This is a genomic window from Planotetraspora phitsanulokensis, from assembly GCF_016863295.1.
Taxonomy (GTDB): domain Bacteria; phylum Actinomycetota; class Actinomycetes; order Streptosporangiales; family Streptosporangiaceae; genus Planotetraspora; species Planotetraspora phitsanulokensis.
Genome location: NZ_BOOP01000042.1, coordinates 61,804 through 80,575, shown reverse-complemented (window position 1 = coordinate 80,575; position 18,772 = coordinate 61,804). Strand labels below are relative to the sequence as shown.

General features: G+C 71.1%; 15 protein-coding genes. 6 read left to right on the top strand and 9 right to left on the bottom strand.

Translation table 11 applies throughout. The annotated features are described in order from the left end of the window. The first annotated feature begins 352 nt into the window (after nt 1-352). A complete protein-coding gene (locus Pph01_RS36515; RefSeq protein WP_204077801.1) occupies nt 353-1,138 on the top strand; it encodes a serine/threonine-protein kinase in 786 nt (261 codons plus the stop codon). A 2-nt stretch (nt 1,139-1,140) separates the two neighbouring features. On the opposite strand, the gene Pph01_RS36510 is transcribed toward Pph01_RS36515, so the two are convergent. The 5 genes from Pph01_RS36510 to Pph01_RS36490 all read right to left on the bottom strand — a co-directional run bounded on the left by Pph01_RS36510 (nt 1,141) and on the right by Pph01_RS36490 (nt 8,178). After that, nucleotides 1,141-2,523, bottom strand: a complete 1,383-nt coding sequence (locus tag Pph01_RS36510) for a cobyrinic acid a,c-diamide synthase CobB (RefSeq protein ID WP_204077812.1) — start codon at nt 2,521-2,523, stop codon at nt 1,141-1,143. Nucleotides 2,524-2,841: 318 nt separating this feature from the next. Beyond that, complete coding sequence (locus Pph01_RS36505; protein WP_204077800.1) at nt 2,842-3,402, bottom strand: histidine phosphatase family protein; 561 nt, start codon at nt 3,400-3,402, stop codon at nt 2,842-2,844. 30 nt (nt 3,403-3,432) lie between these two features. Then, nucleotides 3,433-4,950, bottom strand: a complete 1,518-nt coding sequence (gene dop / locus Pph01_RS36500; protein ID WP_204077799.1) for a depupylase/deamidase Dop — start codon at nt 4,948-4,950, stop codon at nt 3,433-3,435. Between the two features lie 396 nt (nt 4,951-5,346). After that, complete coding sequence (arc, locus tag Pph01_RS36495) at nt 5,347-7,110, bottom strand: proteasome ATPase (RefSeq protein ID WP_204077798.1); 1,764 nt, start codon at nt 7,108-7,110, stop codon at nt 5,347-5,349. A gap of 210 nt (nt 7,111-7,320) precedes the next feature. After that, entirely contained in the window at nt 7,321-8,178 is an 858-nt protein-coding gene (locus tag Pph01_RS36490; protein WP_204077797.1) for a tRNA (adenine-N1)-methyltransferase, read from the bottom strand. A gap of 194 nt (nt 8,179-8,372) precedes the next feature. Between Pph01_RS36490 and Pph01_RS36485 the strand changes: the two genes are divergently transcribed. Then, nucleotides 8,373-9,479: a GNAT family N-acetyltransferase gene (locus Pph01_RS36485; protein ID WP_204077796.1), complete on the top strand. Its 1,107-nt coding sequence runs from the start codon at nt 8,373-8,375 to the stop codon at nt 9,477-9,479. 30 nt (nt 9,480-9,509) lie between these two features. Here Pph01_RS36485 and Pph01_RS36480 read toward each other — a convergent pair whose 3' ends face one another. Together Pph01_RS36480 and Pph01_RS36475 are read right to left on the bottom strand one after the other, a co-directional pair. Further along, a complete protein-coding gene (locus Pph01_RS36480) occupies nt 9,510-10,772 on the bottom strand; it encodes an aminotransferase class III-fold pyridoxal phosphate-dependent enzyme (RefSeq protein ID WP_204077795.1) in 1,263 nt (420 codons plus the stop codon). Between the two features lie 100 nt (nt 10,773-10,872). Beyond that, complete coding sequence (locus Pph01_RS36475; protein WP_204077794.1) at nt 10,873-11,778, bottom strand: carbohydrate kinase family protein; 906 nt, start codon at nt 11,776-11,778, stop codon at nt 10,873-10,875. A gap of 45 nt (nt 11,779-11,823) precedes the next feature. Here Pph01_RS36475 and Pph01_RS36470 point away from each other — a divergent pair, with 45 nt between their 5' ends. After that, complete coding sequence (locus Pph01_RS36470; protein WP_204077793.1) at nt 11,824-12,423, top strand: TetR/AcrR family transcriptional regulator; 600 nt, start codon at nt 11,824-11,826, stop codon at nt 12,421-12,423. 39 nt (nt 12,424-12,462) lie between these two features. Here Pph01_RS36470 and Pph01_RS36465 read toward each other — a convergent pair whose 3' ends face one another. Both Pph01_RS36465 and Pph01_RS36460 read right to left on the bottom strand, forming a co-directional pair. Beyond that, entirely contained in the window at nt 12,463-14,106 is a 1,644-nt protein-coding gene (locus Pph01_RS36465) for an FHA domain-containing protein (RefSeq protein WP_204077792.1), read from the bottom strand. 261 nt (nt 14,107-14,367) lie between these two features. Further along, on the bottom strand, nt 14,368-15,537 hold the full coding sequence (locus Pph01_RS36460) for a site-2 protease family protein (RefSeq protein WP_204077791.1): 1,170 nt from the start codon (nt 15,535-15,537) through the stop codon (nt 14,368-14,370). Between the two features lie 250 nt (nt 15,538-15,787). Between Pph01_RS36460 and Pph01_RS36455 the strand changes: the two genes are divergently transcribed. The 3 genes from Pph01_RS36455 to Pph01_RS36445 all read left to right on the top strand — a co-directional run bounded on the left by Pph01_RS36455 (nt 15,788) and on the right by Pph01_RS36445 (nt 18,741). After that, on the top strand, nt 15,788-16,654 hold the full coding sequence (locus Pph01_RS36455) for a RecB family exonuclease (RefSeq protein ID WP_204077811.1): 867 nt from the start codon (nt 15,788-15,790) through the stop codon (nt 16,652-16,654). A 133-nt stretch (nt 16,655-16,787) separates the two neighbouring features. Next, nucleotides 16,788-18,005 (top strand): sensor histidine kinase, encoded by a 1,218-nt coding sequence (locus Pph01_RS36450; RefSeq protein WP_204077790.1) that lies wholly within the window; start codon nt 16,788-16,790, stop codon nt 18,003-18,005. Nucleotides 18,006-18,057: 52 nt separating this feature from the next. Next, nucleotides 18,058-18,741, top strand: coding sequence for a response regulator (locus Pph01_RS36445; protein WP_204077789.1), 684 nt, complete (start codon nt 18,058-18,060; stop codon nt 18,739-18,741). Nucleotides 18,742-18,772: the final 31 nt, after the last annotated feature.

Below are 18,772 nucleotides of genomic sequence, written 5' to 3'. Positions count from 1 at the left end.
TTTTCCCCGAACCGCACGACAATTCGCGCGCAAGCCCCCACGATCTTTCTCCCCGGGCCGCCCGCCCCGGGCCGAACAAGGTCGTTTACGTGGGGGTGCCTGGTGGAGTAAGCCCTGAGAGCAGGCACAATGATCCACGGCACCGGCCTGCTGTAGATCGGATCGTTATGCCCGCCACGCCGTTCCCCGGCGTCCGGCGGCACCCGTCCGGACCACAATGTGCAGGGATTCTCGGGCCCACGGGGGCGGCTGGAGCGCGGACGGGGAACTGATGGAAACAGATCGGGCAGGACGACTGCTCGGGGATCGGTACAGACTCGTCTCGCCTTTCCACCGGGAGGACGGCGGAGTCATGTGGCGGGCTCACGATCAGCGGCTCAGCCGTGACGTGGTGCTCAAGGAGGTGCGCCCGCCCGCCCACATCGAGAAGTCCGATCTGCCCTCCGCACGGCTCCACGCGCTCGGTGAGGCGCGCGCGGCGGCACGGCTGGCCCATCCGGCGATCGTCACCGTGCACGACCTCCTGGAGGATCAGGGCCGGCTCTGGATGGTGACCGAGCTCCTGCGCGGTCTCACCCTGAGGGAGACGGTGCGGCACCTGTCCAGGCTGCCGATCCACTGGGCCGCCTGGGTCGGCTTCCAGCTGCTTGCCGGGATCCGGTACGCCCACGGCAACGGGGTGCTGCACGACGGCATCCGGCCGTCGAGGGTCCTGCTCACCGAGGAACGCGTGGTGCTGACGGGATTCGGGTTCGCGACGCCGGAGAACGCTCCCGCGCAGGCCGCGACCGTCCCCACACCGTACGCCGCACCGGAACGGGCCCTCGGCGCCCGCCCGGCCGAGGCGTCGGACCTGTGGTCGTTCGGGGCGACGCTGTACTTCGGCGTGGAGGGCAGGCCCCCCTACCCGGCCGACGCGTTCGTCACCGCCGACGACCGCGGCGAGCCGGACCCGCCGCGCCATGCCGGTCCGCTGCGGCCGGTCCTCGATGGCATGCTCCAGATCGACCCGGAAAGACGGATGCCGGCCGAGGACGCGACCGCCCTCCTCGTGGAGCTCCTGAAGAGGGAGGGCATCGCGGCCACGTTGCCCGGGCGCCGGGCCGAGTCACCCCTGCCCTCCGCCTTTACAAAGTAGATTTATTGGGTCGCCGGGTGCGCCGCCCGCCGGGCCGCGGCGACGAAGCGGCCCGCGAGCCGGGGGCTGCCTGCCCAGTGCAGGTGCAGGTAGGTGGCCAGGACCCCGCCACTGGCGTATCCGTCGGCCCCGCCCCGCCAACGGAAGGCGGGCCTGTCCGGCGGCGTGCAGACCGTCCGGTGGAACTCGTGTCCGCGGAAACGCTCGCCCTCCCGGGTCAGCACCGTGTCGGTCACGGCGACCGCGTCGCGGTAGCCGAGCGTGAGCCGGGAGGTCATCCGCGCCGTCGTGTCGAGGACGCCGCACATCGGGAGTCCGTCGAGCTCCCTGCCCAGGTAGAGAAGCCCGGCGCACTCGGCGGCGATCGGCCCGCCGAAGCCAGCCACCTGCTCGCGCAACGGCACGTTCGCCGACAGATCGCTCGCGTAGACCTCGGGGAAACCGCCGGGCACGACGATTCCCCGCGTGCCCTCGGGCAACGCCTCGTCGTGCAGCGGGTCGAAGGTGACGACCTCGGCGCCCGCGGCCTCGAGAAGCTCCACGTGCTCGGCGTAGCCGAAGGTGAACGCCGCCCCGCCCGCCACCGCGATCCTGGTCCGGGCCCCGTCGGGCTCCGCGCCGTCCTCCCGGACGGCCTCGGCCGGCGACCACACGGGTCCCGGCGAGGCCGGAGCCGAGCGGGCGAGCCGTACGAGCGCGTCGAGGTCGCAGGACCCGGCGACCAGGGCGGCGAGCAGTTCGGCGGTCCTGACGGCCTCCGCACGTCGCTCCGCCACGGGGATCAGGCCCAGGTGGCGGGACGGCGTCTCGATCTCCCCGGCCTTCCTGATCGCGCCGAACACGGGGACTCCGGCGTCTTCGAGGGCCCCGCGGCAGATCTCCTCGTGGCGGTCGGAGGAGAGCCTGTTGAGGATGACCCCGCCGAGCCGGATCCGGGTGTCGTACGACGCGAATCCGTGGACGAGGGCGGCCACCGACTGGCCCTGTCCCGCGGCGTCCACGACGAGGACGACGGGCGCGTCCAGCAACCGGGCGACGTGGGCCGTCGAGGCGAAGTGCCCGTGACGGCCCGGCCCGCCGGGGCTCGCGGCGACCCCGTCGAACAGCCCCATGACCCCCTCGACGACCGCGAGGTCGGATCCGGCCGACCCATGCCGGAACAGGGGGCCGACGAGGTCCTCACTGGTCAGCCAGGGATCGAGGTTGCGTCCCGGCCGCCCGGTCGCGAGGGAGTGGTAGCCGGGGTCGATGTAGTCCGGCCCGACCTTGTGCGGAGACACGCGCATACCGCGCTCGGCCAGGGCGGCCATCAGGCCGGTGGCCACCGTGGTCTTGCCCGTCCCCGAACCGGGCGCCGCGATCACGAGCCGGGGCACGCCGCTCATCGCCGGCTCCCGGTCGACGGCCTGACCGGTGACGGGCTCGATGACGGTTTCGGCGGCGGGGTCGGCGGCACGGATGATCCATTCCCGGGGTCCTCGCCCCGATCGGGTAGGGCTGCGGCCGGTGGGGAGGTCTGCTCGGCTCCCGGCCCGGCGCTCCCGGGCCTGCACGGCCGCCCGAAGTGTACGACGTACGGCCACGCCGGGCCCTGGCCAGGTGCGCCGGACCGTGATCGGCAGGCGCGGACCGCCGGACGCCCCGCACCGTGATCGGCAGGCGCGGACCGCCGGACGCCTCGCGGCGTGATCGGCAGGGGACCCTCAGACGGGCGCGCCCAGACGCAGGTTCCAGCGCCCGCTTCTGCCGGTCAGCTCGACCCGGCTCAGCGGCTCGACGTCGATCCGCCAGAAGGCCCCCGGCCCGGTTCCGAGCGCGTGGACGATCGCGGCCCGGATCACGGACGGGTGTGTGACGGCGACCACCCGGCCCGCGGGCAGTCCAGCGAGCCACTCGCCCGCCCGGCCGACCACGTCGGCGACGGACTCCCCGCCGTGCGGCGCCGCCGCCGGATCGCCGAGCCAGCGGCTCACGCCCTCGGGGTCGGCCGCCTGGACGTCGGCCAGCGTACGGCCACGCCATCCGCCGAAATCGCAGTCGCGCAACTGCGGAACGGGCTCGGCCACCAGACCCAGCATGCCTGCCGTCTGGCCGCACCGGAGCTCGGGGCCCCGCAGCGCGAGGCCGTCCGTGTAGGCCGCGCCGAGGTCCCCGTCACGACGCCCACGACGGTCGCGGTCCTCCACCGGCTCGTCTCCGGGGAAGGACGCCGCCGCCATCGCCGCCGTGAAGGCGTGACAGATCAGCAGGAGGCGTGTGGTCATCGGTTCGGGGTGGCCCGGCCGCCCGGGGGCTCAGCCTTCGCCGGTCAGCGCCGCCACCAGGTCGGCGGCGGTCCTGCACCGGTCGAGAAGGTCGCCCACGTGCGCCTTGGTGCCGCGGAGGGGCTCCAAGGTGGGCACCCGCTGCAGCGACTCCCTGCCGGGGATGTCGAAGATCACCGAGTCCCACGACGCGGCGGCAACCGACTCGCTGTACTGGCGCAGGCAGCGGCCGCGGAAGTAGGCACGGGTGTCATTCGGCGGCATCTCGATCGCCCGCTCGACCTCGTCCTCGGTCACCAGCCGCTGGATGCGGCCACGCGCGACGAGCCGGTTGTACAGGCCGCGCTCGGGACGGATGTCGGAGTACTGCAGATCGACGAGCTGGAGGCGCGGATGGCTCCAGGGCAGGTTGTCACGGGTGCGGTAACCCTCGAGGAGCTCCAGCTTGGCCACCCAGTCGAGTTCCCTGGACAGCTGCATCGGGTCCTCGGCGAGCCGGGTCAGCACCGACTCCCAGCGGTTGAGCACGTCCTTGGTCATCTCGTCGACGCTGGAGCCGTAGCGGTCCTCGACGTACTTGCGGGCCTGCTCGAGATACTCCATCTGGAGCTGGACGGCGGTCATCTTCCGGCCGTTCCGCAGCGCGATCTCGTACTTGCAGGTCGGGTCGTGGGACACGGCCCGCAGCGCCGCGACCGGCGACTCCGCCGACAGGTCGTTGGTGAGGAAGCCGTCCTCGATCATCGCCAGGACGAGCGCCGTGGTCCCCAGCTTCAAATACGTCGAAATTTCCGACATATTGGCATCGCCGATGATGACGTGGAGGCGGCGGTACTTCTCCGGGTCGGCATGCGGCTCGTCGCGCGTGTTGATGATCGGCCGCTTGAGCGTGGTCTCGAGGCCGACCTCCACCTCGAAGAAGTCGGCCCGCTGGCTGATCTGGAAACCCTCGCCGCGCGAGTCCTGCCCGATCCCAACCTTGCCCGCGCCGCAGACGACCTGACGGGACACGAAGAACGGGGTGAGGTGGCGGACGATGTCGGCGAACGGGGTGGCCCGGCGCATGAGGTAGTTCTCGTGGCAGCCGTAGGAGGCGCCCTTGGCGTCGGTGTTGTTCTTGTAGAGCTGGATGGGGGCGTTGCCCGGCATCGCCGAGGCGCGGACCGCGGCGTCGTGCATGACGCGCTCCCCCGCCTTGTCCCAGATGACCGCTGCCCGGGGGTTGGTGCACTCGGGGGTGGAGTACTCGGGGTGGGCGTGGTCGACGTAGAGCCGCGCGCCGTTGGTCAGGATGACGTTGGCCAGGCCGAGATCCTCGTCGGTCAGCTGGCTCTGGTCGGCCACCTCACGGGCCAGGTCGAACCCACGGGCGTCACGGAGCGGGTTCTCCTCCTCGAAGTCCCATCGAGCGCGCCGGGCCCTCGCGGCCGACGCCGCCAGGTACGCGTTGACGACCTGTGAGGAGGTCACCATCGCGTTGGCCCCTGGCTGCCCGGGTACGGCGATGCCGTACTCGGTCTCGATGCCCATCACCCGCCGAACCGTCATGCGCACCCCGCCTGTTTCAGGCTGTCGTTCCGCCGTTATATCCCCGAGCCTAGCCCCTTCTCTATGCCCGGCTGCCAGACAGTTACGGCACCGATGCCTAGGGAGTTTGTACCGGAACAAGCGGCTGGAGGGGGAAGGCGGCTTTCCGCCCGCCCATTCGGCGCCGACGCCGGCGGCCGACCGGACCCGCTCCCAGGGCCTCCGCCCGATCGCTGACCAGCGGATTGGACGGCCGGCCCGATCCCGCTCAGCCGGCCGCTTGGGCCCGGCCGGACCACGCGTCAGGACGCGAAGCGGCGCGGCCCCCTGAGGGACCGCGCCGCTCCTGACGCCGCGAGTTTCGCCGGCTGACGGTTGTTGCCGAAGTGCCTGTGCCTTCCTCTGAGGTCGTCGTGCTCAGAGGTACTGACCGGTGTTGGCCACCGTGTCGATCGACCGGCCGGCCTCCGTGCCCTGCTTGCCCTGGACGAGCGTGCGGATGTAGACGATCCGCTCACCCTTCTTGCCGGAGATTCGGGCCCAGTCGTCGGGGTTGGTGGTGTTGGGCAGATCCTCGTTCTCGGAGAACTCGTCCACGCAGGCGGCCAGCAGATGCGCGATCCGCAGACCCTTCTGCCCGGTCTCAAGGAACTGCTTGATCGCCATCTTCTTGCCGCGATCCACGATGTTCTGGATCATGGCTCCGGAGTTGAAGTCCTTGAAGTAGAGGACTTCCTTGTCTCCGTTGGCGTAGGTCACCTCGAGGAAGCGGTTCTCCTCGCTCTCGGTGTACATCCGCTCGACGACCCGCTGGATCATGCCCGCGATCGTGCCGTCACGGCTGTCGCCGTGCTCGGCCAGGTCGTCGGCGTGGAGCGGGAGCTCGCTGATGATGTACTTCGAGAAGATGTCCTTGGCCGCCTCGGCGTCCGGCCGCTCGATCTTGATCTTCACGTCCAGACGGCCGGGCCGCAGGATCGCGGGGTCGATCATGTCCTCGCGGTTGGAGGCGCCGATGACGATGACGTTCTCCAGGCCCTCGACGCCGTCGATCTCCGACAGCAGCTGGGGGACGATGGTGTTCTCGACATCGGAGGAGACGCCGGAGCCGCGGGTACGGAAGATCGAGTCCATCTCGTCGAAGAACACGATCACCGGTGTGCCCTCGGAGGCCTTCTCCCGGGCCCGCTGGAAGACCAGGCGGATGTGCCGCTCGGTCTCGCCGACGTACTTGTTGAGAAGCTCGGGACCCTTGATGTTGAGGAAGAAGCTCTTGCCGGACTGGCCGGTCTTCTCGGCGACCTGCTTGGCGAGGGAATTGGCGACCGCCTTGGCGATCAGCGTCTTGCCGCACCCGGGAGGGCCGTACAGCAGCACGCCCTTGGGCGGGCGGAGCTTGTGCTCCCTGAACAGGTCGGCGTGCAGGTAGGGCAGCTCGATCGCGTCCCTGATCTGCTCGATCTGCCTGCTGAGGCCACCGATCTCCTCGTAGGAGATGTCGGGGACCTCCTCGAGGACGAGCTCCTCGACCTCGGACTTGGGGATCCGCTCGTAGACGTAGTTGGAACGGGGCTCGAGCAGGAGGGAGTCGCCGGCGCGGATCGGCTGGTCGAGGAGGGACTCTGCCAGCTTCACCACGCGCTCCTCGTCCGCGTGCGAGATGACGAGCGCGCGCTCGCCGTCCTCCAGGAGCTCCTTGAGCATGACGATCTCGCCGACGTCCTCGAAGCCGAGGGCCTCGACGACGTTGAGCGCCTCGTTCAGCATGACCTCCTGGCCACGCTTGAGCGACTCGGCCTCGACGGCGGGGCTGACGTTGACCCGCAGCTTGCGGCCGCCCGTGAACACCTCGATCGTGCCGTCTTCTCTGGCCTCGAGGAACACTCCGAAGCCGGACGGCGGCTGGGCCAGCCGGTCGACCTCCTCCTTGAGGGCGACGATCTGGTCTCTGGCCTCCTTGAGGGTGGAGACCAGACGCTCATTCTGGCTCGTGAGGGCCGCCACCTGGGCCTGTGCCTCATGAAGCCGCTCTTCGATGACCCTGGCCTGCCGGGGTGATTCGGCCAGCTTCCGGCGCAACGCGGTGATCTCCTCCTGCAGGAAGGAGACCTGTGTTGTGAGATCCGCGACCTCCCGTTCGCGCTGCGCGGCCCGAGCCTCAGCGTCGTCGCGAGCTGCCACGCCCCGTCACCTCCTTCCCCGTCGAGAACGACTACTCAAGACCCTACCTATCTTGGCGCTGTACGTAACCTGGCCGGGCAGTGTTCGTGTAGTTACATTGGGTGTTCGCCGTTTGATACCTAATTGAGCGTTTATTCTCGCAGCATAAGGAACACACCCTTATGTTCCCGTGTCACTGGGCTTTGCCCGTTTGTAGCTGAATCGTCACCCTCATTCGGTACCCTCCCCATATGCCCCCTTCGCGGGACGCCGGCGCCGAGGCGGGGGCGTGACGCCGTCCGCCATGCGACGGGCGCTGACGAGGAACCCCGTGTGGCCGACCATGCGGTGGTCCGGCCGTACGGCGAGGCCCTCGACATGCCAGTCGCGAACCAAGGTCTCCCACGCGTGGGGCTCGGTGAAACTCCCGTGTTCTCTGAGCGTTTCCACGGTTCTGGACATCTGCGTAGTGGTTGCTACATAACAGCAAATAACCCCGCCGGGAGTCATGGCCTTGGCGGCCGCGTCGACGCACTCCCACGGGGCGAGCATGTCGAGGATCACGCGGTCGACGTCCACCTCGTCGAGCGCGTCGACGAAGTCGCCCACGACCAGTCGCCACTGGTCCACGGGTCCGCCGTAGAACTTCTCCACGTTCTTGGTCGCGACCTCCGCGAAGTCCTCCCGGCGCTCGTACGACGTGACCGAGCCCTCGGGACCGACCGCGCGCAGCAGGAAACAGGTCAGCGCCCCCGAGCCGACTCCGGCCTCGACCACGCGGGCGCCGGGGAAGATGTCGGCCATGCCCACGATCTGCGCGGCGTCCTTGGGGTAGATCACCGCGGCGCCGCGCGGCATGGACAGGGCGTAGTCGGCCAGGAGATGGCGGAACGCCAGATAGTCGGTGCCGCCCGAGGACCGGACGACGGAGCCCTCAGGCCGGCCGATCAGCTCGTCGTGCGGGATCGACCCCTTGTGCGTGTGGAAGACTCCGCCCTCTTTGAGCGTCACCGTGTGCCGCTTGTTCTTGGTGTCGGTGAGCTGAACCTGATCTCCGGCCTGGAACGGGCCGTGCCTGCGAAAACCCATGGTGAAAAGGCTATCGGGCATTGCCGGCGCGGCTGCCGCCCGCAAGCCGGATATACGCCGATATGCGTGGATACCGACAGAGACTGTCGGAGACTGACAGACACCGACAGACACCGACGGCACACGCGGCCCGGAATGCGCCCGAACCGGATACCGGCTGGCCCCCCTCGGCGCCCCACTGGTAGCAATGGTGCATGTTCCCCCGCGAAGTCATCCAGGCCGGCCCCGTGATCCTCCGCATCCCCGAAGAGAAGGACGCCGACGCCGTCGCGCGGGCGCACGCCGACCCGCTGGTCGCCAGGTTCGTCCCGATGGTGCCGCCGGATTACGACCGCGAGGACGCGCTGAACTGGATCTCGGCGGCGCAGGTCGTGTGGGACGAGGGCGGGGCCGAGTTCGTGATCGCCGATCGGGACACCGGCGAGGTCCTGGGGGCCACGGTGCTGAAGCAGCCCGACCGGTTCGGCAACAGCGAGGTCGGCTACCTGCTGGCCCCGTGGGGCCGGGGCCGAGGAGCCGCGACGGCGGCGGTCCGCGCCCTCTCCGAGTGGGGCTTCGCGCACGGCGTGCCCCGCATCGGGCTGATCACCGACGTGGAGAACATCGCGAGCCAACTGGTGGCGTATCGGTCCGGGTTCGCATGGGAAGGAGTGCTGCGCGGGGAATACGCGACTCGCGACGGCGTCCGGCACGACTCGATCGCCTTCGCGCGACTGGCGGGCGACCATGGCGACCCGATCGACCCCTTCCTGCCGTTCTTCCCCGGCGGCTTCCCCTCGGGTTCGCTGGCCGACGGCGTCGTACGGCTCACGCCGCTTCTGCCCGGCGACACCGACGACTACCACACGATGCAGTCCGACCCGCAGATGTACAGGTTCAGCGTCCCGCCGGAGCCGCCGTCCCATGCCGACAGCTCGATGCGGTGCCGGTACGCCGGGATGTGGTGGTTGTCCGGCGAGCGGGTCGAGCTCGCCGTGCGCTGGGCCGAGACCGGCGCCTTCGCCGGGCATCTCCAGCTCACGGCCGTGGTGCCCCCACTGGGCCAGGCCATGGTGGGGTACAGCCTCCTGCCGGAGTACCAGGGGCGGGGTGTGATGACCCGGGCGGTGGACCTCCTGGCGTCCTGGGCGTTCGAGCACACGGGGATCCGCAGGCTCGTCGCGGGGACCGCCTCCGACAACGGCGCCTCCCACCGGGTGCTCGAGCGCGCGGGGTTCGTCCGCGAGTTGCTGGTCAAGGATCTGCTCCCCGGCCCGGACGGCACGCGGATCGACGACGTCCAGTGGGCGCGGACCCGCTGACCGGCGTCCGCGCCCGCCGTACGACGGGGATCAGTCGGCGCCGTACGCCGCCCTGAGCTTGGCGAAGGCGGCGTCGGTGCCCTGGAGCGCCCGGTCGATCTCCACGTCGGTGTGGGCGGCCGACAGGAACCAGTTGTGCCATGCGTGGAGGAAGACGCCCTCGTCCAGGCAGGCTCCGGCCCAGTGCATCGCCTTCTCGAGGGTCTCGTCGCCCTCGAAGGACAACCAGGGCACCTGCACGGGACCGGTCTGCTTCACGACGAACCCGTGTGACGCCGCCTGCGCCGCGAGCCCCTCGCGGAGCCGGGTGCCCGCCCGGTGCATCAGGGCGACCCCGTCGGTCTCCCTGAGGATCTCGATCGTCGCCGTCGCGGCGGCCATCGCGGTCGCGGAGAACCAGAACGAGCCGGTCGAGTACAGGGTCTGCGCCGGGCCGCGCAGCGCCTCGGCGCCCGTGACCGCGGCGATCGGGAAGCCGTTGGCCATGGCCTTGCTCCAGGCCGTCAGGTCGGGGCGCACACCCAGCGGCTCCCACGAGCCCCGGAGGTCGAGCCGCCACCCGGCGCGGACGTCGTCGATGACGAGGGCGGCGCCGAGACGGTCCGCCAGGGCGCGGATCCCCCGGGCGAACTCCGCCTCGGCCAGCTCCTGGTCCTCGAACGAGTCGTGCTTGAACGGTGTGACGAGGACGGCGGCGACGTCCCCCTCGGCCTGGGCCGCCGCGGCCTCGGCGGAGGCGAGGTCGTTGTAGGTGAACTCGATGGTGTCGGCCCGCTGGTTGGGGGTCACCCCGGAGAGGCCGGGCGTGCACCAGGGGTCGGCGCCGTGGTAGGCGCCGTGGGCGACCAGCACCTTGGTCCTCCCGGTGGCCGCCCTGGCCACCATCAGGGCCTGCGTCGTCGCGTCGGTGCCGTTCTTGGAGAACATCGCCCAGTCGGCCGACGGGATGAGGTCCACCAGGAGCTCAGCCAGCTCCACCATCACCGGACCCGGCCCGTTGAGGCAGTCGCCCGACGCCTGCTGCGCGGCGGCGGCGGCCTCGACCCGCGGGTTGCGGTGCCCCACGATCATCGGGCCCCAGCTGCACATCAGGTCGACGTACTCCTTGCCGTCCGCGTCCCACTGGCGGGCGCCTTCGGCCCTCACGAAGAACTGCGGGTACTTCTCGCCGTGCAGCGCCGCGTTGAGGTGGCCGTACATGCCGCCGGGGATGACCTTCGCGGCACGCGCGCGCAGGGAGGCGTCGCCGGCGGCCGCGTGGCCAGGCGCGACGTCGCGGGACAACTCACTCATGGGACGGCTCTCCTCTTCGAAGCGATGGTTCACTGTGAAAGGTGTGCCCGATCGGACCGCCCCCGGCGTACGACGACGCGGACGGCCCGGCCGGTCACGGTCAGGGCGCCTCGACGGGCCCGTCGAGGCCCGCGTCGGAGCCGAGGCCGCCCGCCACACGGGCGGCGACCGCCGTTCCGAGCCTGGCGGCGCCGACGACGTCACGGCCGCCGAGCAGGCCCGCCACGAATCCCGCGCAGTACGCGTCGCCGCATCCGGTGGTGTCGACGACGGGCACGTCGAGCGCGGGGACGCTCGTGTGGCCGGACGAGGTGGCGACCAGGCTGCCCTGCCCGCCGAGCGTGATCAGCGCGCCCTTGAGCCCTTCGCCGAGCAACGCGTGCGCGGCCGCCTCCGGCGTGTCCGCGCCGCTCAGCATGAGCGCCTGCTCCTCGTTGGGCAGGAAGTAGTCGACGTGCGGCAGGAAGGCCCGCACCGCCGGCATCAGGTCGGGCATATTGGACAGGAGGTCCATTGTGACCACTGTCCCGTTCTCCCGGATCTTGTCCAGGAGCGCGAAGAACGCCGGGTCGTGCAGGCCCCACGTCACGTCCATGCCGCCGAGATGCACGATCTCCGCTCCCGCGATCCGCTCCTGGTCGAGATCGGCCAGGGACAGCCCCAGGTTCGCGCCGGGGACATGGAAGGACGGACGGCCGCCGTCCGGCCGGATCGGCAGGATGGAGGCGGCGGTCTGCTCGCCGGGCTTGCGCACGACGCCGCTCACGTCGACCCCGTGCCGCTTCATGATCATGACGAGGACGTCGCCCAGGTCGTCGTCGCCCACCGCGCCGAGGGAGACGACGGGGACGCCTATCTTCGCCAGATCGACCGCCGTGCCGGCGGCCGCGCCGGCGGCGGTGATGCGGATCTGCTCCACCAGATGCGTGTCCTGGCCCTCCGGGATGGACTCCACCGGACGCGCCAGGACGTCCACGATGTGAACGCCAAGCGTGACAACCGACATGTGCGGATAATAGACGGGCGACCGACTAAAACAACAGGGGGGCGCATGCCGAAGATCGTCAATCATGAGGAGCGGCGCGACGAGGTGGTCGCGGCGGCCCGCCGGATCATCCTGCGCGACGGCATCGAGGCCGCCACCACCCGGGCCATCGCGAAGGAGGCCGGATACTCCAACGGCGTGCTGACCCACTATTTCGCCGACAAGGACGACATCCTGCTCTCGGCGCTGGAGTCCTCCCACCGGCGGATCGCCGACCGGCTCGCGCGGAAGTTGTCGGGCCTCGGCGGCCTCGAGGCGCTGCGGGAGGTGCTCGTCGACAACGTGCCGCTCGACGAGGAGCGGGCGATGGAGACCGGCCTGGAGATCGGGTTCTGGGGGCGGAGCCTGACCAGCCCCGAACTGCTGGAGGTCCAGCGTCGTGAGGCGGCCGAGCTGCGCTACCTGGTGGTGAGCCTGCTGCAGTCGGCCGCCGAGGCCGGGCAGATCCGCACGGACGAGGACCTGGACGACGTCGCCGAACGGCTGCTCGCGCTCGTCGACGGGTTGAGCGTGCACCGGCTGCTCTATCCGGCCCGGATCACCGAGGAACGCCTGGAACGGCTCATCCTCGCCGAGTTGGACCGGCTCCGGCCTCAGCAGCGCTGAGGCGGCCCGGGGACGCGCTCCGTCCCCGGGCCGTCCACGTCACGCCCCCCGATGGGCCTCGTAGCGCATCGTCCGGGAGACGCCGACCCGCACGGTCGTGCCCGGGTGGATCGCCACCTCCTCGTCCGGAGGGATGTCGTAGAAGTTCGGATCGCCGGGCGGCTGGATCTGGGTGCCGTTCACCGAACCGAGATCGATGAGGTTGACGTCCCAGCCCTCCAGAGCGACCCGCAGGTGGCGGCGGGACACCGAGCCGTCAGGGCTGGTCACCCTGGCCGGCCGGGCCCTGCCGGTCTGCACCTCCGCGGCACGCTCGGGATCACGGCCGAGCACGTAGTCGGAGTCCAGCTGCAGGGTCATCCCGTCGTCCAGAACGAGCACTCCGAGCGGCGGCCGCGACCCCTGGTACGGCACCACCGAACGCTGGTCGATCGCGATGCCGCAGACCGCGCAGTACGGCACGCGCGGGTCGTTGAAGTGGTCGTTCTTGCAGTCGACGCCGAAGACCATGGGCCCTGCGCCGGGCTCGGAGCCGGGATCCGGAGAGGTGTCGAGCTGCGTGACGTCCTGCACCCCCTGGGGCGTCTCCCGACCCTGAGGCATGTCCCGACCCTGGGCCATGTCCCGACCCTGGGCCATGTCCCGACCCTGGGCCATGTCCAGGCCTTGCGGCATCTCCCGGCCGAACTCCTGGGGCGGCTGCTCACGGCCGGCCTCGGGCCCGGGCAGGTCGAAGGGCCCGCTCGGCGGGCCGTCCTGCCGGAGCTCGGACCGCTGGCCGTGCCGTCCCTCGTCGCGCGGCCCGTCGAGGGGCGTCCAGTGGTCGGAGAGCGGTGAAGACCCCGGCGAGGGCAGCGGGGGAAGCGGAGGCAACGAGGACACCGGTGAGATCAGCGAGGGGCCCGACAGGGGGTCGAGCGGGCTCGGCACGGGCGGACCGGCCGGTCCCTGGCCCTGCGAACTCGGCACCGGCTCCGGAGGCGGCCCCGGCGGAGGACCGGGCGGCAGCGGCGGAAGGGGCGGCAGCGGCGGCGGGACGACGGGCTCCCGCGCGGGGAGCGGGTCCGGAGGCCCGATCGGCGGGAACGGGTTCGGCTGGAGGTGGGGCGGCGGCATGTGGGGCGCCGGCTGTGGGGGCGGGGCCGTCAGATGCGGCGTGCGCTGCGGCAGCGGCGGAACCACCGCGGAGTCGCCGCGCTGCGTGAGATCCAGCTCGATGCCAGCGCCGGGCACCACCCCGCTGTCGAGCCGGGCGAAGGGGCTGGCCTGCCCCGCACCCGGCAGCCGGAGCTCGATCTTGGCGATCGGACCGCCGATGAGCCGATCGGTCCAGGTGAGCGCCTCCCGGCCGGCCAGGTGGACGTCTCCGTCCGGCCCCGCGGACACGGTGGCCGTCGCGGCCCCGCTGACGAGCACGGCCACGCCGCCTCCCGCGGGCCCGGCGACCGCGCAGGGGACCGGCTCCCCCGCGATCGACCTGTCCATCGCCCTGGCGAGGACCTGGGCCACCCGGCGGGCCAGAGCCCGGCCGTCCCCGCCCGTCGCCGCGGTCTCCCGCAGCGCCGCCAGGAACTCCCCCACCTCCTGCTCGGCCGCGGCGCAGACGAGCAGCAAGCCGTTCAGATGGGCGACCACGCCCTCTCCCGGCATCGGGCGGATCAAACCCACGCCCTGTTCCGTCACAGAACTCTCCCTCCCGGATACCCCGGAATCGCCACCTGACCATCGGTACCCGGCCCGGACCACCGGCCGTCGTCGCGGCATCCGTCCCGTGGGACACCCCACGGGACACGGAACGCGGCGGCTGATGGCACCGGATCGATCATCCCAGAACGTAGCAAACCAATGGTGAACGCCGTTCCTGAATCTACGCCGCCCGGACCCGTGGGCAGAACGGGCCCGGGGGTCAGGCGGCCGTGACGGCGCGATCTCACTACCGAGCCGTCAGACCCCGGTGAACACACGGTTGACATCCGCCGTGGACAGCACACCGTAGATCTCGCCACCCTGCTCGACCAGCAGATACTCCGCCGCGGGGGTGCCGCGCATCGCCTCGAGGAGTGACTCCCCCTCGAGATCGGCCCCCAGGACCAGCGACGGCTCCAGCGTCCGCGACACCGAGCCGACGTTGACCCACGGCCTGCGGTGTTCCGGGGTGGCGTTGATGGCCGCCTCGTTCACGATCCCGACCGGCCGCCCGTCGTGGTCGACCACGACCATCGCGCCCGCCCCGGCGTCGCCCGCGCGGCGGAGCGCCTCCGAGAGCGGGGTCTCCGCGGTCACGGGAAGTGCCCTGCGCGCCAGGACCCGGGCTCGCAGCTGGGGCAGCCTGGCCCGCACTCGCGCCACCCGCAGCGACTGCGAGGCTCCGAGCCAGATGAAGGCCGCCAGCACCACCGACCAGAGCCAGGAGAAACCGGTCGGCATCTGCCCGGCGGCGACGTAGGGCAGCAGGGACAGGGCCACGATGACCACGGCGACGGTCCGGCCTCCCCAGGCGGCGGCGAGGGTGCCGCGGCCCGGATCCTTGGTCGCCTTCCACACGCCCGCGCGAAGGAGCCGTCCGCCGTCGAGCGGCAGGCCCGGCAGCAGGTTGAAGATCCCGACGATCAGGTTGGACAACCAGAGCTGCCAGATCAGCACGGGGATCAGCCCGACCGGAGGATGCACCGCCATGTGCAACGGGTTGATCGATCCCTCGACGAACAGGGCCGCGGAGACCGCGTACCCGATCACGGCCAGCCCGAGGGACAGCACCGGACCGGCGACGGCGACGTTGAACTCGCGGCCCGCCGTCTCCGGCTCGCGCTCGATCTCGGAGACTCCGCCGAGCATGTAGAGGACGATCCGCCGCACCGGCAGGCCGTAGTGCTTGGCGACCACGCAGTGGGCGAGCTCGTGGAGCAGGACCGAGGCGTAGAGGAGTACGGCGAAGATCAGCGCCACGACGATGGCGCCGGCGTCCCCGTAGCCGGGAAGGCTCGCGGCGAACACGTCCTGGAAGCTGAAGGCGATGAAGGCCGCCACGATCAGCCACGTGGGCGATATGTACACCGGAATGCCGAACGGGCTGCCAATCCGCAGACCCGGGGACTGGTTGGCAGGTGTACTCATGTTGGCCGCCTTCTCTCCTCGACCTCGATGCTACGCGGCGCCGAGGTGAGATCAGCCTATGAGTTCAGGCGCTCTGCGCGAACCCGCGCCGCCACTCGGGTCGTCTCTCGTCGCACGCGCTCCCCGGGCGCCCGATTCGGTCCTCGTCTTCCCGCTCCCGCTCGTCGGCTCCGTGCTTGTCGACTCCGTGGTTGTCGGCTCCGTGCTTGTCGACTCCGTGGTTGTCGGCCGCGTGGCCTACAGTGCGGGCATGACCCTCGCCGAAGAGCGCTCGATCATCGGCGCCCTGTCCCCCTCGCGTGCCGGTGATTTCATGACCTGCCCGCTGCTCTACCGGTTCAGGGTGATCGACCAGCTTCCCGAGCGGCCCTCCCCCGCGGCGGTGCGCGGCACGCTCGTCCACGCGGTCCTCGAGCGGCTGTACGACCTGCCGGCCGAGGCGAGGACGACCGCGGCCGCGCAGGACCTCCTGGAGCCCCAGTGGGAGCGTCTGCTCACGGAGGAGCCGGAGTACGCCGGGCTGTTCGAGACCGACGAGGAGCGCGGCAAGTGGCTCGCGCAGGCCAGGACGATGGTCGAGCGCTACTTCACGCTCGAGGACCCGCGGCTGCTCGAGCCGGCCGAGCGTGAGATGTACGTGGAGACCGTGCTCGAGAGCGGCCTGATGCTGCGCGGCTACATCGACCGCCTGGACGTGGCGCCCACCGGCGAGATCCGCGTGGTCGACTACAAGACGGGCACGGCGCCCCGGCAGGACTTCGAGGCCAAGGCGCTGTTCCAGATGAAGTTCTACGCGCTGGCCCTGTGGCGCCTCAACGGGACCGTGCCGAGGATGCTCCAGTTGATGTACCTCGGGAACGGGGAGATCCTGCGCTACACGCCGGACGAGGCCGACCTGCGCGCCACCGAGCGCAAGGTGCAGGCGTTGTGGGAGGCGATCGAGCGGTCCGTCCGCACCAGGGAGTGGCGGCACCGCCCCTCGCGACTGTGCGACTGGTGCGACCACCAGGCGCTGTGCCCCGAGTACGGCGGCACGCCCCCGCCGGTGCCCGAGCACCGGCCCGGCACGTCCTCGCGAGGACGTGGCAGGCCGCGGTCCGCCACGGACGAGTTGTAGGCCGGTCCGCCGCGGCGCAGGGACCGGCGGCGGCCCGCCGCCCGGCCTGTGATGCGCGTCTCCTCCGTGCGAAGGAGGCCGATATCCGCCGCGCGCAGGGTTGCTCCGTCCCGTCACGACCTAAATTTGATACGTGCGCACCACCCCCGTGAATCCGCGGTCCTGGATCCGAGCTCTTCCTCCGATCAGCGACTCGGTCCTCGCGGTGGTGCTGACGGCGGCCTCTCTGTTCTTCATCCTGCTGACGGGCACCGAGGGGGTCGCGAACTGGCAGGGGGCGCCCCCCGTGCCGGTACGCGCCCCCGACTGGTTCAGCCTGTTCGCGGCGGCCCTGTGCACGCTCCCGGTGGCCTTCCGGCGACGCTGGCCGTTCGTGCTGCTCGTGCTGACCGGCGTGCCGGAGGCGGTGCTGAACGGGCTCGGCTACAACGCCGGGCTCTGCGGCATCGGCGGGCTCGTCCTGCTCTACACGGTGGCGGCCTACCGGGGTCTCGCGCTGAGCCTCGCCGCGGTCGCCGTCTTCGTCATCGGAACCGCCGTCACCATAGCCATCGGGCCCCAGCCGCTGTCGTGGATGGATCAGCTGGTGGTCCTCGTGGTGATGATGCTGTGCTGGGTCATCGGCCGGAGCGTACGGCTGCGCCGGGCCTATCTGGCGGAGCTGACCCAGCGGGCCGACCGGCTGGAGCGGGCGCGGGAGGCCGACACGCGCGCCGCCAGGGCCGAGGAGCGCTCGCGGATCGCGCGCGAGTTGCACGACGTGGTCGCCCACCACGTCAGCGTCATGACGGTCCAGGCCTCCGCCGCGCGCAGGATGCTCGACGCCGATCCCGACGTGGCACGTGACGCGCTCACCGCGATCGAGGAGATGGGACGCACCGCGATGGCGGAGATGCGCAACATCGTCGGCGTCCTGCGCACCGACGGTCCCGCGGAGCGCGAGCCGCAGCCGGGCATGCACGACCTCCCCACGCTGGTCGAGCAGATGCGGGAGGCGGGCCTGCGCACCCAGCTCTGGGTCGAGGGCGAGCGGCTCGGCCTGCCCCCCGGCCTCGACCTGGCGGCCTACCGTCTCATTCAGGAGGCGCTCACCAACAGCCTCCGCCACGCCGGCCCCACCGCCCGTGCCTGGGTCACCGTACGCCAGGAGGGCGGGGAGCTGACGGTCCACGTCGAGGACGACGGCAGAGGTGCCGCGGCGGAGCTCGCCCAGCCGTCGAACGGAACGGGTCACGGCCTCGTCGGCATCAAGGAGCGGGTGGCGCTCTATGGTGGAGTCCTGAGGATCGGCCCCCGCGACGGTGGCGGATTCGAGGTCCGGGCCCGATTCCCCCTCAAGGACAGAGCATGACGAACAGGGTGACCCCCTCCCTCCGGCACCCCGCGCCGCCGGTGGCCGGATCATGACGATCCGGGTCCTGCTGGTGGACGACCAGCCGCTGCTGCGCACGGGTTTCCGCTTCATCCTCGAGGCGGAGAAGGACGTCACCGTCGTCGGGGAGGCCGGGGACGGGTCGACGGCCATGGACCAGTCGCGCGCCCTCCTGCCGGACGTCGTCCTCATGGACGTCCGCATGCCCGGCATGGACGGCATCGAGGCGACCCGGCGCATCGTGCGGGAGGCGGCGCCGAGCGTTCATGTGCCGAAGGTGCTCGTGCTGACCACGTTCGACCTCGACGAGTACATCGTGGAGGCGTTACGGGCGGGCGCGAGCGGCTTCCTGCTCAAGGACGTCCCGCCGGACGAGCTCGTGCAGGCCATCCGGGTGGTCGCGGCGGGCGACGCGATCGTCGCCCCGAGCGTCACGCGCCGCCTGCTCGACCGCTTCGCGATGCGGCTGCCCTCGGCGCACCAGCAGTCGACGCCGGCCCGGGTCGACCGGCTGACCGAGCGGGAGCTCGAGGTCCTCCGCCTGATCGCCAAGGGCATGTCCAACGCCGAGATCGCCGCCGAGCTGGTGGTCAGCGAGACGACCGTCAAGACCCACGTCGGCAACGTCCTCACGAAGCTGGGCCTGCGCGACCGGGTCCAGGCCGTCGTCCTCGCGTACGAGACGGGCCTGATCACCCCGGGCGCGCTGCCCTGAGAGGCCTACTCCTCGGGGAGTAGGGGCCGGT

Bases quoted from the DNA above. Each gene is read 5' to 3' on its own strand.
- Pph01_RS36455 (WP_204077811.1), top strand. From the start codon at position 15,788: ATGACCCTCGCCGAAGAGCGCTCGATCATCGGCGCCCTGTCCCCCTCG.
- Pph01_RS36485 (WP_204077796.1), top strand. From the start codon at position 8,373: ATGTTCCCCCGCGAAGTCATCCAGGCCGGCCCCGTGATCCTCCGCATC.
- Pph01_RS36470 (WP_204077793.1), top strand. From the start codon at position 11,824: ATGCCGAAGATCGTCAATCATGAGGAGCGGCGCGACGAGGTGGTCGCG.
- Pph01_RS36510 (WP_204077812.1), bottom strand. From the start codon at position 2,523: ATGAGCGGCGTGCCCCGGCTCGTGATCGCGGCGCCCGGTTCGGGGACG.
- Pph01_RS36490 (WP_204077797.1), bottom strand. From the start codon at position 8,178: ATGGGTTTTCGCAGGCACGGCCCGTTCCAGGCCGGAGATCAGGTTCAG.
- dop (WP_204077799.1), bottom strand. From the start codon at position 4,950: ATGACGGTTCGGCGGGTGATGGGCATCGAGACCGAGTACGGCATCGCC.
- Pph01_RS36460 (WP_204077791.1), bottom strand. From the start codon at position 15,537: ATGAGTACACCTGCCAACCAGTCCCCGGGTCTGCGGATTGGCAGCCCG.
- Pph01_RS36475 (WP_204077794.1), bottom strand. From the start codon at position 11,778: ATGTCGGTTGTCACGCTTGGCGTTCACATCGTGGACGTCCTGGCGCGT.
- Pph01_RS36515 (WP_204077801.1), top strand. From the start codon at position 353: ATGTGGCGGGCTCACGATCAGCGGCTCAGCCGTGACGTGGTGCTCAAG.
- Pph01_RS36480 (WP_204077795.1), bottom strand. From the start codon at position 10,772: ATGAGTGAGTTGTCCCGCGACGTCGCGCCTGGCCACGCGGCCGCCGGC.
- Pph01_RS36505 (WP_204077800.1), bottom strand. From the start codon at position 3,402: ATGACCACACGCCTCCTGCTGATCTGTCACGCCTTCACGGCGGCGATG.
- Pph01_RS36445 (WP_204077789.1), top strand. From the start codon at position 18,058: ATGACGATCCGGGTCCTGCTGGTGGACGACCAGCCGCTGCTGCGCACG.